Annotated in this window: 14 protein-coding genes; all 14 read right to left on the bottom strand. The window is 47.7% G+C overall.

The annotated features are described in order from the left end of the window. Positions 1–197 precede the first annotated feature (197 nt). A complete protein-coding gene (locus FKZ59_RS07720) occupies positions 198–1,496 on the bottom strand; it encodes a methyl-accepting chemotaxis protein (protein WP_141602179.1) in 1,299 nt (432 codons plus the stop codon). Continuing rightward, positions 1,477–1,947, bottom strand: coding sequence for a low molecular weight protein arginine phosphatase (locus tag FKZ59_RS07715; RefSeq protein ID WP_141602178.1), 471 nt, complete (start codon positions 1,945–1,947; stop codon positions 1,477–1,479). The genes FKZ59_RS07720 and FKZ59_RS07715 overlap by 20 nt, the downstream gene beginning before the upstream one ends. Before the next feature lie 24 nt (positions 1,948–1,971). Then, positions 1,972–2,469 (bottom strand): manganese efflux pump MntP, encoded by a 498-nt coding sequence (locus FKZ59_RS07710; protein WP_141602177.1) that lies wholly within the window; start codon positions 2,467–2,469, stop codon positions 1,972–1,974. 109 nt (positions 2,470–2,578) lie between these two features. Next, entirely contained in the window at positions 2,579–3,607 is a 1,029-nt protein-coding gene (locus FKZ59_RS07705; protein WP_141602176.1) for an L-threonylcarbamoyladenylate synthase, read from the bottom strand. A 261-nt stretch (positions 3,608–3,868) separates the two neighbouring features. Beyond that, positions 3,869–4,468 carry a stage II sporulation protein R gene (locus FKZ59_RS07700; RefSeq protein WP_141602175.1) on the bottom strand — a complete coding sequence of 200 codons (600 nt, stop codon included), beginning with the start codon at positions 4,466–4,468 and terminating at the stop codon, positions 3,869–3,871. 45 nt (positions 4,469–4,513) lie between these two features. Further along, on the bottom strand, positions 4,514–5,377 hold the full coding sequence (prmC, locus tag FKZ59_RS07695; protein WP_141602174.1) for a peptide chain release factor N(5)-glutamine methyltransferase: 864 nt from the start codon (positions 5,375–5,377) through the stop codon (positions 4,514–4,516). Next, on the bottom strand, positions 5,364–6,440 hold the full coding sequence (prfA, locus tag FKZ59_RS07690; RefSeq protein WP_141602173.1) for a peptide chain release factor 1: 1,077 nt from the start codon (positions 6,438–6,440) through the stop codon (positions 5,364–5,366). The genes prmC and prfA overlap by 14 nt, the downstream gene beginning before the upstream one ends. 588 nt (positions 6,441–7,028) lie before the next feature. Then, positions 7,029–7,601, bottom strand: coding sequence for a thymidine kinase (locus FKZ59_RS07685; protein WP_141602172.1), 573 nt, complete (start codon positions 7,599–7,601; stop codon positions 7,029–7,031). A gap of 138 nt (positions 7,602–7,739) precedes the next feature. Continuing rightward, positions 7,740–7,940: a 50S ribosomal protein L31 gene (gene rpmE, locus FKZ59_RS07680; RefSeq protein ID WP_141602171.1), complete on the bottom strand. Its 201-nt coding sequence runs from the start codon at positions 7,938–7,940 to the stop codon at positions 7,740–7,742. 321 nt (positions 7,941–8,261) lie between these two features. Continuing rightward, complete coding sequence (gene rho / locus FKZ59_RS07675) at positions 8,262–9,542, bottom strand: transcription termination factor Rho (RefSeq protein ID WP_141602170.1); 1,281 nt, start codon at positions 9,540–9,542, stop codon at positions 8,262–8,264. Between the two features lie 158 nt (positions 9,543–9,700). Further along, complete coding sequence (gene glpX, locus FKZ59_RS07670) at positions 9,701–10,663, bottom strand: class II fructose-bisphosphatase (protein ID WP_141602169.1); 963 nt, start codon at positions 10,661–10,663, stop codon at positions 9,701–9,703. A gap of 74 nt (positions 10,664–10,737) precedes the next feature. Beyond that, positions 10,738–12,018 carry a UDP-N-acetylglucosamine 1-carboxyvinyltransferase gene (locus tag FKZ59_RS07665; RefSeq protein WP_141602168.1) on the bottom strand — a complete coding sequence of 427 codons (1,281 nt, stop codon included), beginning with the start codon at positions 12,016–12,018 and terminating at the stop codon, positions 10,738–10,740. Between the two features lie 187 nt (positions 12,019–12,205). Next, positions 12,206–12,856 (bottom strand): fructose-6-phosphate aldolase, encoded by a 651-nt coding sequence (gene fsa / locus FKZ59_RS07660; RefSeq protein WP_141602167.1) that lies wholly within the window; start codon positions 12,854–12,856, stop codon positions 12,206–12,208. Between the two features lie 313 nt (positions 12,857–13,169). After that, positions 13,170–14,033: a class II fructose-bisphosphate aldolase gene (locus FKZ59_RS07655; protein WP_141602166.1), complete on the bottom strand. Its 864-nt coding sequence runs from the start codon at positions 14,031–14,033 to the stop codon at positions 13,170–13,172. Between the last annotated feature and the right edge of the window lie 100 nt (positions 14,034–14,133).

The raw sequence follows: 14,133 nt of genomic DNA, 5'->3' as shown, positions 1-14,133 counted from the left end.
ATGGACATATCCTTCCCAATCGGCTTTTCCAAGATCGAATCAATCAACTATGTAATCATTTAACCATGAACCTGTCCTTCCCAATCCCATTCGCATCCATTCATGAAAGGCACAACCTTCCGCGCCATCCAATTGCCTCAATCATCAATAAACGGCACAACCCGCAATATCCAATCCTTCTTTACGCGCGCTTGCGGTCACTTCGAGCGGTCAAACTGCTGAATCAATTGATAAAGCTGTTCGGATTGCCGTCTCAATTCCTGTGAGAGTTGTTCCACTTGTTCCAAGTTTGCCGCCTGCTCGTCGGTGGAGCCTTTCACTTCCAACGCTCCGGCAGATGTTTCTTCCGCGATGGCTGCCACTTCCTGGGATTGGCGGGCGGTCGTTTCAATGTTTTCCATTTGCTTTTCGATTAATTTGGAAATATGTATCACTGTATCTGCCATGCTATGTACGCTTGTTGTCATTTGCTCGACGACGGCCGTTGCTTCCGTAATCTTTGCGGATTCCTTTTTGGCAAAGGCCACCTGTTCGTTCATCTGTTTGACGACGATGTCCACATTATCCTGCATCGTTTTGATCAATTCGGTGATGCCTTTTACGGCTTTGGCGCTTTCATCCGCCAAATTGCGCACTTCTTCCGCCACCACCGCGAAACCTTTTCCTTGTTCCCCGGCTCTTGCGGCTTCAATGGAAGCATTCAGCGCAAGCAGATTGGTCTGTGCGGCAATATCGCCGACCAGCCGGATGATTTCCCCGATTTGTTCCGCATTTTTCTCCAGCTGATGGATGCTTTCCAAAGCTTTTTCATTGCCGGACGTGATTTTTTGGATGCTGCCGATCAGGTTATGAAAGGCGCTGGAGGTGATTTTCAGGTTTTCGAGCATGTCCAAAGAAGCGGCTTTGGAATTCAATGCTTTTTGATTCACTTCCGAAGCCAGCTGCCGCACATCTTCAATGGCTTCCGCGGTTTCTTGCACGGCGGTTGCGGATGATTCCGCCCCGGCCGAAATTTGCCCGACGGTTTCGGCAATGCCTTCCGCTTTTCTCGTTGCGCTCGCGGTCTGTTCGGAAAGGGCGATGATCGTTTCATTCGTTTTTTGGAAGTTGACGTCAATGCTGTCGACCATCCGCCGCAGATTTTCAAGCATGAGCTGGAAGGCTTCGGCCACGGATCGGATTTCGTCTTGTGTCCTTGGCATTTCCACATCTTGTCCAATCTTGCCTTCCGCAACTCTCACGGCCGTTCTTTCCAGATTTTCAAGCGGTTTTGTTATGACCACGCTGAAGATGGCCGCCAGGATGCATGACCACGTTATGCCCAATGCATATGTAATGATTTCGAAGACAAGGCTGTTTGAGAAGATGCGGAATTGCGAGAAAAAGTACGGATGAAAAAAATGGATGAACAGAAAGCTCGTGGAATATGTAATGACCGCCAATATTCCAACGAATAAAACGAGCTTCCGCCGGATGCTAAACGCTTTGTTCCTCATCCTTTTCCCGGCCCCCTTCAGTGATTTTCTTCACCAGTTCGTCTATTAATCTATTCAATTCGTTATAGGTATTTTTGTATGTGTCCAAATCACCGCCATAGGGGTCGGATACATCAGGCGAACTGTACGGCATTACATATTCTTTGAGCGTATAAGTCTTCCCTTTTGCATTTTGGTAAAATTGAAGGATCATATCGCGGTGGGCAGCGGTCATGGTTAAAATCAAATCCGCCCATTCGATATCTTTTTCATTCACTTGCCTTGTTGTGTGTTCAAAATCGATATTTTCCTGCTCCAGGACGGTTTTGGAATGTTCTGATATCTTGCCGCCCTCCAGAGCGAAGATGCCTGCTGACTTGACTTCGATGCCTTCGATATTCTTATGCTTTAAAATCGCTTCAGCCATCGGACTTCTGCATGTGTTTCCTGTGCATACAAAATAAATATTCATGGTACCCTCTCACTCTTCTCCTTGTTACTGTTCCCATAATGTATATATACTTATTGTAATTAAAGATAGCCCGGCTATCCATTTAAAAGGCGCATTTTTTATCGGAATCCCCGTTTTCACCGCATGCAGGGCGAGATAGGACATGATGAAGGTCCATATCCCTGAACTTAATATAAAATAATATTTTTGTAAATTAAGCATACCAAAAGAAATACTTACTGAAAAGGTATCTAAACTTGCAGTGACCGCCAAAAGGCCGATTGGCACAGAATATTTCGGGTTTTTCGAAGACAAAAGAATTTGCAGTCCAATAAAAAATAAAAGGCCGCTTGAAACGATGCCGGACCATTGCAATAAAATGTGGAGCATCCAATTTCCCAGGCTGAATCCGATGACCGGGAAGACCATGTGAAGGATGGCTGTCCACATTGAAAGCAAGAAACGGCTTTTCACTTCCGTAACCAACAAATACAACGCTGCCACATCCAGTGATACAATAAGCCCCGAAACAATTTCTTGCACGAATGTCCTCTTTTCTATATAAAGTGCCTGGCATTTCATCATATGATGTTTTCGGGCGAAATATTATTGCGTACACCGCCTTTGCCATAAGCCGCGCCCAAAAAATGCCCTAGATAAATTTCCCTCCGGCGGCTTTATGGAGGCGGTTCATGATGGCAGCGCCGACGCCTTCAGTGGATGTCGTGGTGGCCAAAATGATGGTCGCGTCGGTTTTGTCGCATGCGCGGAGAGCGTCGTACAGGTTGGCCGCCATCTGCTTTCTATCTTCTTCCTCGCCAAAAGGAAAGAAATAATCCGCCGGAATGGACGCATAATTGGACGGCGCCAGAAGGGCCACCCGATGCCCTTTGTTTTGCAGTTCGCGCACGGTCTTTTCAATTTTCTCCCGGTTCCTTTCGATCAAATAGACCGGCGCTTCCGGTGCGTAATGGGTATATTTCATGCCGGGCGCTTTCGGTGTCGACTCCAATTGCTGTTCTTTCAGGGACGGCGCCGCCACTTCCCCGATTTCCGCCTCCAGCATTTCCTTCGTCACCCCGCCCGGACGCAGGATCACCGGCGGATCGACCGTCACATCCAATACCGTCGACTCAATGCCGATTCCTGTGGTGCCTCCATCCAAAATCAAAGGAATGCGGCCTTTCAAATCTTCATACACATGCTCCGCCTTCGTGGGGCTCGGCTTTCCGCTCCGGTTGGCACTCGGCGCCGCCAACGGTTTTTTCAGCGTTCTTAAAAGCTCCAATGCCACTTCATGATCCGGCATGCGGATGCCCACTGTCGGAAGCCCCGCCGTCACGCTTTTTGCCAGCACATCCGGTTTTGCTTTCATAATCAATGTCAAAGGCCCCGGCCAAAAGCGTTCCATCAATTTTTTCGCCTTTTCCGGAACCTCCTCCACATAATCCGAAACTTCTTCAATCGTTCCAATATGTACAATAAGGGGGTTATCGGAAGGACGTCCTTTCGCTTCATAAATTTTCTTCACAGCCTCATCATCCGTCGCCACTGCCCCGAGGCCGTAAACCGTTTCGGTCGGAAAGGCGACCACTTCCCCTTGATTCAATAAATCCACAGCTTGTGAATAAATTTTTTCTTTATCCACTTTTTTACCCACAGTTATTAAGACCGTTTCCATGTATGTCATCTCCTGAAAATACTGAATTTCAACAATTTTATCCACAATATGTGGATAATTTCGTGCGAAGTGTGCATAACTTCCCCACAATCCGTGGAAAACTTTGTCGAATTTTTTGATTGGGCACCCAATGGTTCAAACCGGTTGTGAAAAATTCAAATATGTTTTTTTCGGCTGTGAAGTTCCTTCATTATAATATCGTCCACAATCCATGATTCCAAAAGCCGCTGTTCTTTCATCGCCAAACTAATTCCTTCCTCATTAGGCAAACAGCTTCTTCAGCCATTCCCATACAAGGAACCGCACTTCTTCTTTCTCTTCCTCTTCCTTCAATTCCTCTTTGTCCTTTTCGCTTGGACGTTTGCACAAATTCGAGAAGATGCTGCACCAGAAGTTGTCGCCGCGGCCTGCGCCGATTGTCAGCACCAACGTATTGTAATAGCCTTGCGGATAAAATGTATTGCCGTCCCACTTCGGTGGCGTCAAATGCTCGCCGAGATTGATTTTCACATCATGCTCGCCATAATGCCGCGCAACATATGTGTCCAATTTCGCAAGCGCCTCATCATTGTCGATTCCGTTCGCTTCATTGTACAAAATTTCTGTAAACATCGGCTGGAGGCTTGCCACCATTTCCTCTTTCAGCTGCTGGTCCGCGTTCGTGTTGCTGTTGGCAATGACGCGCACTTTCAATGAATCATCTATCATCTTTTCACGAAGTTCATAGAATTGATCTACCAAATCCGGCACCATTAATAGAAAACAATAGACCGCCAAGCTGGACGCGAGCAATTTGAGAATGCTGACGATAGGATGAACCCGTTCTTTTTCATTTCTAATAATCTCGTAATCGTTTAGCATGTTTCATTCCCTCCCTGCCATCATCATGGACAGGAAGGGAGATTTTTATACATCGATTATACAAAAAACAAATCTATTTTTTTGATTGATATCTTTCACAATTTCGATTTGCGCATCCGGAAAACGGGACCGGAACAGATCGGCCACCGCTTCCCCCTGCCGGTATCCGATTTCCACGCCGATCAAAGCCGGCCGGTTCAATAAATCCGGCAACGACTCGGCCATTCTTCTGTAGAATTGCAATCCGTCTTCCTCCGCAAAGAGCGCCAGATGCGGTTCATAGTCCAATACGACATCGGACATTTCCCCCGCTTCCTCATAGGCGATGTATGGCGGGTTGGATAAAATGACATCCCACTTTTCCCCCGCAATCGGATCCGTCAAATCTCCCAGGCGGAAATCGGTGTCCGCCTTCAAGCTGCGGGCGTTGCGTTTGGCGGTCTCCAGCGCCGCTTCCGAAATATCCGTCGCCGTAACTTTCGCATTCGGCCATTCCAGTTTCATCGTAATCGCAATAATTCCGCTTCCTGTCCCGATATCGGCAATTTTGACTTCCTTGTTTTCACCGAAAATCCGCTTCATCCGCGCAATCGCCCCGACAATCAATTCCTCCGTCTCAGGGCGCGGAATCAACACCGATTCATCAACATGGAAGGTCCTCCCATAAAATTCTTCTTTTCCCGTAATGTACTGGACGGGCTTCCCTTTTGCGTGCTCTTCCGCCATTTGCCGGAACGCCTTCCACTTCTGCTCCGGCATTTTTTCATGAATGCGCATCATCAATCCCGTGTAGTCCGTATCATAGAGGTGCTGCATCAAAATTCTTGCCGCATTGGCGTCACGACCATGTCCGGTTAAAAAAGAAGAAGCCCAGTTCAGGGCCTCCAACACCGTTTTATTCTTGTTCATTTAAATGCGCCAATTTGGAAGCCTGATCTTCCATGATAAGGGCGTCGATGATTTCATCAAGCTTCCCTTCCATGACTTGATCGAGCTTTTGGATCGTCAAGCCGATCCGGTGGTCAGTGACGCGGTTTTGCGGGTAGTTGTATGTGCGGATGCGCTCGGAACGGTCCCCTGTACCAACGGCGGATTTTCTTGCTGCATCCAATTCTTTTTGTTTTTCCCGGTTGTAGTAGTCGGCCACGCGGGCACGAAGGACTCTCATGGCTTTTTCGCGGTTTTTGATTTGGGAGCGTTCATCTTGCATGGAAACGACAATCCCTGTTGGAATGTGGGTCATGCGGACAGCGGACATTGTCGTGTTGACGTGCTGCCCGCCTGCTCCCGATGCGGCGAATGTGTCCACGCGGATATCTTTTTCATTGATTTCGATTTCCACATCTTCCACTTCCGGCAATACGGCCACTGTGGCAGTGGATGTGTGGATGCGGCCCTGCGATTCCGTTTGCGGCACTCGCTGCACGCGGTGGGCGCCGTTTTCGAATTTTAATTTGGAGTATGCGCCATGGCCATTGATCATGAAGATGATTTCTTTGTATCCGCCGCTTGAGCTTGGGGAAGCTTCCAATACTTCGACCTTCCAGCCTTTGGATTCCGCATAGCGGGTATACATGCGGAAAAGGTCCCCGGCGAAAATGTTGGCTTCGTCTCCTCCGGCAGCCCCGCGGATTTCCATGATGACGTTTTTGTCATCGTTCGGATCTTTCGGAAGGAGAAGGATTTTTAAGCGTTGTTCCAATTCTTCGATTTTATCTTTTAAGGCGCTGAATTCTTCTTTCGCCAGTTCGTACATTTCAGGATCGAGCTTTTCTTCGAGCATTTCCCGCGTTTGTTCCAATTCTTCTTTTGTTTTTTTGTACTCGCGGTAGACTTCCACCGTTTCCTGGAGGTCCGCTTGTTCTTTGGAGTATTGGCGAAGTTTTTTCGGATCGTTGACGATTTCCGGATCGCTCAGCAATTCGTTCAAACGCTCGTAGCGATCTTCCACTGCCTGCAGTTTATCAAACATGTCGTTCACCTCGTTTGTTGTTCGGTTTATAGGAAAAGGCCAGCGCCATGAATTTCTTCGACTTTATTAGTATAAAGAAAATGCACATGATGTGCTACTGGTTCGGGAATTTTGATGCTGAATTGTGCGGTAATCTGCTTGCTGGCGCGAAGAAAGCGTCTGCCTAGGCATAAAAATCCATCCCGCATCGGGCACTTATGCACTGCTATTGGTACATAGAGTCTCCCCTCGGGCATTTATGAACCTATCTTGGGCACATAGAGCCTCCTCTCGGGCACTTATGCACTCTTCTTGGGCGCATAGAGCCTCCTCTCGGGCACTTATGCACTCTTCTTGGGCGCATAGAGCCTTCTCTCGGGCACTTATGCACTCTTCTTGGGCGCATAGAGCCTCCTCTCGGGCACTTATGCACTCTTCTTGGGCACTTATAACCCCAACTTGCGCACTTAGCGCCTCCTCTCGGGCACTGAACCCTTCCTCTCGCGCTCATAAAGCCCCTGCCGGCCACTTCAATACCCTACTCGTGCACTTAAACCCGCTGCTTGCGCACTCAGCCCCGCACACAAAAATTTCCCCGCGCAATCCCCTTTACAACGGCGGATTGGCATGGCATTTCCGGCATACCGGGTAGTATGTATCGTTTCCTCCAATTTGAATCTGATCTCCGGTGTAAACCGGTTTGCCGTTTTCATCAATCCTCAGGTTCATCGTCGCCTTTTTATGGCAGAACCAGCAAATCGTTTTCATTTCCTCGATTTTATCCGCATAAAGGAGCATGTATTTACTGCCTTCGAACAGTTCATTGCGGAAGTCGTTCTTGAGCCCGAAGCCCATCACCGGAATGTCCAGCTCGTCCACGATTCTCGTCAATTGCAGGACATGGTGCTTCTTCAAAAATTGGACTTCATCCACGAGCACGCAAAACAATCTTTCCGGATAACTTTTCACCACTTCAAACATATCCGTGTCGTCATAAACGGGAATCGCTTTCCGGCGCATGCCGATGCGGCTTGAAATATAGCCGACTTCATCCCGGTCGTCGATGGCAGAAGTAAACATCAGCACCGGTTTATTCTGCTCTTCATAATTATGTGCAACTTTCAGAATTTCAAAGGATTTTCCGCTGTTCATTGCCCCATATTTGAAAAATAATTGCGCCATCGTTCTCCCTCTTTTTGCCCTTTTTTATAATGAAAAATGAGATTTTGCTCAAAAGGATTTTTGCCCCGTTAACATCAAAAGGAAAATTCTACTCAAAAAAATGCCTGCCAACAATCATGGCAGGCATTTTTACTGTTCTTATTTGAGACCGTATTTTTTGTTGAAACGATCCACACGGCCGGCTGCAGCCGCGAATTTTTGACGTCCAGTGTAGAATGGATGGCATTCGTTGCAAACCTCAACGCGAATGTCTTTTTTCACTGAACCTACTTGGAAAGTGTTGCCACATGAGCAAGTAACTGTTGCGATATGGTATTCTGGATGAATTCCTTGTTTCATATTCGTTTACCTCCTGCCCTGAACCATTATTCTGGAACAGAGTTAATTTTTAATCTCGTACTGTGCCTTACATAACCCGAATACGCCAGTTACATATGCACACGTAACATACTCGGATATCATAACATACTCTTGCTGAAGTTTCAAGCAATCCTATAAAGGATTTTGCATTGACAATCAATGAAAACGGTTGCTGCGCGCCAAACCATGCACAACTGGCCAATCTATTTTGAAAGTCCGCTGAGCTGAAGTTCGGAGCTGTTCTTCGATGTCTGTCCAATCTATGAATCTATTGAAAGCCCGTCACGGATTGCCCGCAAATTACAGCAATCCTTTTCCTTTGGTCGCCTTTTTCATTTCTTCGTTCAGCAATTCAAAAAATTCTTCGTTGGACTCTGTGGAGGCCAGTTTTTTCAAGAAACGTTCCGTAAAGTCCGGGGCGTCGGTGAAAGTTTTCCGGATTGCCCAAAGTTTGTCCAGCTGCTCCGGCGGAATCAACAATTCTTCTTTGCGCGTTCCGGACCGGCGGATATCCAATGCAGGGAAAATCCGGCGTTCCGCAAGATTCCGGTCCAAATGCAACTCCATATTTCCTGTCCCTTTGAATTCCTCATAAATCACATCGTCCATGCGGGAACCCGTGTCGATCAGGGCCGTTGCCAAAATCGTCAAGCTGCCGCCTTCCTCAATATTGCGGGCGGAGCCGAAAAAACGTTTTGGCCGGTGGAAAGCCGCCGGGTCGATACCGCCGGACAATGTTCTTCCGCTTGGCGGAATGACCAGGTTATAGGCGCGGGCAAGCCGCGTGATGGAATCCATCAAAATAATGACATCCCGCTTATGTTCAACGAGGCGGCGGGCACGTTCCAATACCAATTCCGCCACTTTCACGTGGTTTTCCGGCAATTCGTCGAAGGTCGAACTCACCACATCCGCTTTGACGGAACGCTCGATATCCGTCACTTCTTCCGGACGTTCATCGATCAACAGCACAATCAGTTCCGCCTGTGGATAGTTCGTCGTAATGGCGTTGGCAATTTCCTTCAACAGCGTCGTTTTCCCCGCTTTTGGCGGCGCCACAATTAACCCCCGTTGGCCAAAACCGATAGGCGCAATCAAATCGATGACTCTTGTTGATAACTTATCGGGTGTTGTTTCGAGCTTGATTTGCCGGTTTGGATAGAGTGGAGTCAATGCTGGGAAGTGAACGCGTTCTTTTGCAACTTCCGGGTCTTCTCCGTTGACCGCGTCAACTTGGAGCAGTCCGTAATAACGTTCGTTCTCTTTAGGCGGGCGGACTTTACCGGAAACTTTGTCGCCGTTTCTAAGGTCAAATCGGCGAATTTGGGAAGCAGAGATATAGATGTCTTCTTTGGAAGGGGAATAGTTGATTGGCCGGAGGAATCCGAATCCTTCCGAGTTGACGATTTCCAGGATCCCTTCCATGAAGAAGTAGCCTTCCTGTTCCGATCGGGATTTTAAGATGGCAAAGATCAATTCTTTTTTCGTCAGTTTGCTATAATAGGAAATCTTATATTCCCTTGCAAGACTATATAATTCCTTCAATGTCATGTTTTCCAATTGAGCAATCGTTAGCGTCATAGCATTACTCCAGTCTTTATAAAATTTTTATATCAGGATGAACTTCTGTTTTGTCAGGGTTTTGGAAAATGAAAACGGTGAGAATTTTGGAAGGGTGGGAGATGCCCGATATATATTTTAAGATATATGACCGGACATCTCAAATTGTGAAGATTGGATTATTTCAGATATCTTGGTTTTTTGAGCATGTTGTGGCGGCCTTCGATGAAGCGGACTGTACCTGTTTTTGCGCGCATCACCACGGAATTGGTCAAGCAGTAATCGCCTTTGAATTGAACGCCTTTCATCAATTCGCTGTCCGTTACGGCTGTCGCGGCAAAGATGGCATCGTCCCCTTTTACGAGATCGTCCAAGTATAAGACTTTGGAAAGGTCGATGCCCATTTCTTCGCAGCGTTTGATCTCTTCGTCGTTGTATGGCACCAGTCTGCCTTGGAAATCTCCTCCGAGGCATTTCAATGCGACAGCGGCAAGAACGCCTTCCGGAGCTCCTCCGATTCCGAACATAATGTCGATGCCCGTTTCGTCAAAAGCGGTGCTGATGGCAGCACTTACGTCTCCGTCCTGGATGAATTTGATGCGGGCACCGGCAGCGCGGATTTCATCCACGATTTTTTGGTGGCGGGGTCTGTCTAGGATGATGGCTACCACGTCCGAAACAGCTTTATTTTTTGCTTCCGCGACGGCTTTCAGGTTTTCCGTCACCGATTTGTTGATGTCGATTTTTCCTTTGCTTTCAGGACCCACCGCGATTTTTTCCATATACATATCCGGCGCATGCAATAAATTCCCCCGGTCCGCGATGGCCACGACCGTCAACGCGCCATGGCCTCCCTTTGCCACGATGTTCGTTCCTTCCAAAGGGTCCACGGCGATGTCCACTTCCGGACCGCCGTTGCGAAGGCCGAGCTCTTCTCCAATGTAGAGCATTGGGGCTTCGTCCATTTCCCCTTCGCCGATGACTACCCGGCCGTGCATAGGGATTGTATCAAACAATGCGCGCATCGCTTTCGTTGCCGCATCATCCGCCTCGTATTTCAAGCCGAGCCCCATCCATTTTGCGGATTCAATTGCTGCCGCTTCAGTAACACGAACTAATTCTAAAGTCAGACTACGTTCCATTCTATTATGTTCCTCCTACCATTACAAATACCGATACTTCCGATTACTAAACTATTTTACCATAGATTCGAATTTTACTCAGCCCTTTCCAAGGCGCTGGCCGTTATCGATTCTTTCCAAATATCCGCCCCGAGGCTCCGCAGTTTTTCGACAAAGTGGCTGTAGCCTCTTTCGATATGGTAGATATCATGGATTTCCGTTTCCCCTTCGGCAAGGAGTCCTGCAAGCACCAAAGCGGCGCCAGCCCGGAGATCGGTCGCGCGTACCTTTGAGCCGTGCAATTTGGTTGGTCCCAGGATGATGGCCGTATTGCCTTCCACCCGCGCATTGGCGTTCATGCGTCTTAACTCATCAATATGCTTGAACCGGGATGTGTAGATCGTTTCCGTAATTTTCGAAGCACCGATTGCTTGCGTCATCAATACGGAGAGGGGTTGTTGAACATCTGTGGGGAACCCTGGATAAACAAGCGTTTTGACATCGACCGCCTGCAAAATATCCGTTTTCGGAATGAAGATGCTCTCTTCTCCTTCTTCGACTTTCACGCCCATTTCGCGCAATTTTGCCGTGACCGCTTCCAAATGGAGAGGAATGATGTTGTCGATTGTGACGCCATCTCCCAATGCTGCTGCCATGATCATGAATGTCGCTGCTTCGATCCGGTCCGGGATGATGACATGATTGGTGCCATGAAGTTCATCGACACCTTCGATCCGGATGACACTTGTTCCGGCCCCTTTAATGTTCGCCCCCATGTTTGTGAGCAGCGTTGCCACGTCGATGATTTCCGGTTCTTTTGCGGCATTTTCGATAATCGTTCTCCCTTTTGCCCGCACGGCGGCAAGCATGATGTTGATCGTCGCCCCGACGCTGGCGACATCCAGGTAGATTTTCGCTCCTCTCAATTCTTCCGCTCTCAAGTAAATAGCGCCGTGTTCATTGGTCACTGTCGCTCCCAGCGCTTCAAACCCTTTGATATGCTGGTCAATTGGCCGGGGACCCAAAAAGCATCCTCCCGGCAATCCGATGACCGCTTTCTTGAACCGCCCCAGCATGGCACCCATGAGGTAATAGGAGGCACGAAGTTTTTTCACATTCCCGTTTGGCAACGGAATCGGCATCATATTTCTCGGATCAATCGTCATTTGTCCATTTTCGAAAACCACTTCCCCGCCTATTTCCTCCAGCAGGGCTTTTAACGTAAAAGCATCGGAGATTTCGGGAATCCCGCCGATGGTCACCGGCGAATTGGCCAGAATGGAAGCGGGAATTAATGCTACAGCGCTATTTTTCGCTCCGCTGATTTTGACTGTTCCTTTTAATCGATTTCCGCCAATAATTTTATAAACATCCATACGCGTTCTCCCTCGTAATTGGAAAGTTTCCTTTATTATTGTCTGTTTTCCACTTAAATACGCATCTGAAAAAACATTCATTAACAATAGTTTATTTCGGTCCTTCAAAAATTGATAGCATTTTGTCTTATCTTTAGTTTTTTCTGTCCGCCAAGGAAACTAAACAAGGTCTTGCCAATTTTCTTAATTATTTATTTTGGCGTTTTTCCCAATCGGCCAAAAACTGCTGGATGCCTTTGTCCGTCAATGGATGGTTGAACATTTGCTTCAATACTTTAAATGGAACTGTGGCAATATCGGCTCCGGCCAAAGCGACGTCTACCACGTGCTGCGGATGGCGAATGGATGCTGCGATGATTTCCGTTTCGATCTGGTGGATATCAAAGATTTGCGCGATTTGCGAAATGAGTTCGACGCCGTTTTGACCGATATCATCTAAACGGCCAACGAAGGGAGAAACGTACGTCGCGCCTGCGCGGGCTGCCAAAAGGGCCTGGTTGGCGCTGAAAACCAATGTGACATTCGTTTTGATGCCCTTTTCGGACAAAAATTTGCATGCTTTCAATCCTTCCGGCGTCATCGGAAGTTTCACCGTAATGTTCGGCGCAATTTGCGAAAGTTCCAGCCCTTCCCGGATCATGCCTTCCGCATCGAGGGAAATGACTTCCCCGCTGACAGATCCGTCCACGAGTTCCGCGATTTCACGGAGCCGGTCATGGAAGGAAATGCCTTCTTCCTTTGCCACCAACGAAGGGTTGGTCGTTACTCCCGACAGGATTCCCCAAGAGTGCGCCTCTTTAATTTCCTCGAAATTCGCCGTATCGATAAACAGTTTCATTAAATGCCCTCCCCTTTATTGCATTAAAAATGAAGAGAAGGTCGTTCCATATCGACACTTCTCTTTTGCCCATTTCGAAGTGAAGTTTTCTGTCATTACAGTCTATACTAGACATTTATTTGAGGAAAATAAACAATGAATTCGGACTATTTTTTTGCTAAATCTCGAACGCTTTTTACTTTTTTCGCCTTCAGCCGGAACGGAAAAGTGGATTCCCTTCATTAACAGAACTGCGGGATCCGCCGGCCGGATGGATCAACACCGTTTCCGTGCAAGCCGGCGAATCCGCCCGCTCCGGTTCCGGATGCGCCGATTATTCGAACGCTTTATTGGAGCTTCCGAATTCGCGGATTTTTCCGATCACTGTTTGTTTGATGGCTTCGCGGCCAGGACCCAAGTATTTGCGTGGGTCATACAATTTCGGATCGTTTTCAAGGATTTCACGGACCACTTTTGTCATGGCGATTTGGTTTTCAGTGTTTACATTGATTTTTGCCGTACCTAAAGAAATCGCGCGTTGGATGTCTTTTGTCGGGATGCCTGTTCCGCCGTGAAGAACAAGTGGAAGCCCTGTCAAGTTGGAGATTTCCTCCATCTCTTTGAAACCAAGTTTTGGTTCGCCTTTGTAAGGACCGTGTACGGAACCTAATGCAGGCGCCAGGCAGTCGATGCCAGTGAGTTCGGCCAATTGTTTGCATTCTTGAGGGTCGGCGTAAATGATGCCTTGTCCTACGACATCGTCTTCTTGTCCGCCCACGATGCCGAGTTCAGCTTCCACGGAAACGCCTTTTGAATGGGCATATTCCACTACTTTTTTCGTGATTTCAACGTTTTCTTCGAATGGTTTGTGGGATGCGTCGATCATTACGGAAGTGAAACCTGCGTCAACGGCTTCTTTGCATTTTTCGAAGCTGGAACCGTGGTCCAGGTGGATTGCGACAGGAACGGTGATGTTGTAGCTTTCCATTAAACCTTTTACCATATGAACTACCGCAACAAATCCACCCATATATTTTCCTGCGCCTTCAGAAACTCCGAGAATCACCGGAGATTTTTCTTCTTCGGCCGCTTGCAAAATCGCCTGTGTAAACTCAAGGTTGTTGATATTGAATTGACCAACCGCATACTTTCCTTCTTTGGCTTTAATCAGCATTTCCTTCATTGATACTAGTGGCATTATTCAAATCCTCCTCAGGATGGTTAATTAACTTTTTCCGTAATAATAGTACCAAATTCAACTATTACCCACAAGTAGGCAGCGGACGGGCGATGACGGA

The organism is Ureibacillus terrenus (assembly GCF_006569205.1).
GTDB lineage: Bacteria > Bacillota > Bacilli > Bacillales_A > Planococcaceae > Ureibacillus > Ureibacillus terrenus.
The sequence above is the reverse complement of the archived record's forward strand: the minus strand, read 5'-3'. Positions and strand labels throughout refer to the sequence as shown.

Bases quoted from the DNA above. Each gene is read 5' to 3' on its own strand.
- FKZ59_RS07720 (WP_141602179.1), bottom strand. From the start codon at position 1,496: ATGAGGAACAAAGCGTTTAGCATCCGGCGGAAGCTCGTTTTATTCGTT.
- FKZ59_RS07715 (WP_141602178.1), bottom strand. From the start codon at position 1,947: ATGAATATTTATTTTGTATGCACAGGAAACACATGCAGAAGTCCGATG.
- FKZ59_RS07705 (WP_141602176.1), bottom strand. From the start codon at position 3,607: ATGGAAACGGTCTTAATAACTGTGGGTAAAAAAGTGGATAAAGAAAAA.
- FKZ59_RS07700 (WP_141602175.1), bottom strand. From the start codon at position 4,468: ATGCTAAACGATTACGAGATTATTAGAAATGAAAAAGAACGGGTTCAT.
- prmC (WP_141602174.1), bottom strand. From the start codon at position 5,377: ATGAACAAGAATAAAACGGTGTTGGAGGCCCTGAACTGGGCTTCTTCT.
- prfA (WP_141602173.1), bottom strand. From the start codon at position 6,440: ATGTTTGATAAACTGCAGGCAGTGGAAGATCGCTACGAGCGTTTGAAC.
- FKZ59_RS07685 (WP_141602172.1), bottom strand. From the start codon at position 7,601: ATGGCGCAATTATTTTTCAAATATGGGGCAATGAACAGCGGAAAATCC.
- rpmE (WP_141602171.1), bottom strand. From the start codon at position 7,940: ATGAAACAAGGAATTCATCCAGAATACCATATCGCAACAGTTACTTGC.
- rho (WP_141602170.1), bottom strand. From the start codon at position 9,542: ATGACGCTAACGATTGCTCAATTGGAAAACATGACATTGAAGGAATTA.
- glpX (WP_141602169.1), bottom strand. From the start codon at position 10,663: ATGGAACGTAGTCTGACTTTAGAATTAGTTCGTGTTACTGAAGCGGCA.
- FKZ59_RS07665 (WP_141602168.1), bottom strand. From the start codon at position 12,018: ATGGATGTTTATAAAATTATTGGCGGAAATCGATTAAAAGGAACAGTC.
- fsa (WP_141602167.1), bottom strand. From the start codon at position 12,856: ATGAAACTGTTTATCGATACGGCGAATTTCGAGGAAATTAAAGAGGCG.
- FKZ59_RS07655 (WP_141602166.1), bottom strand. From the start codon at position 14,033: ATGCCACTAGTATCAATGAAGGAAATGCTGATTAAAGCCAAAGAAGGA.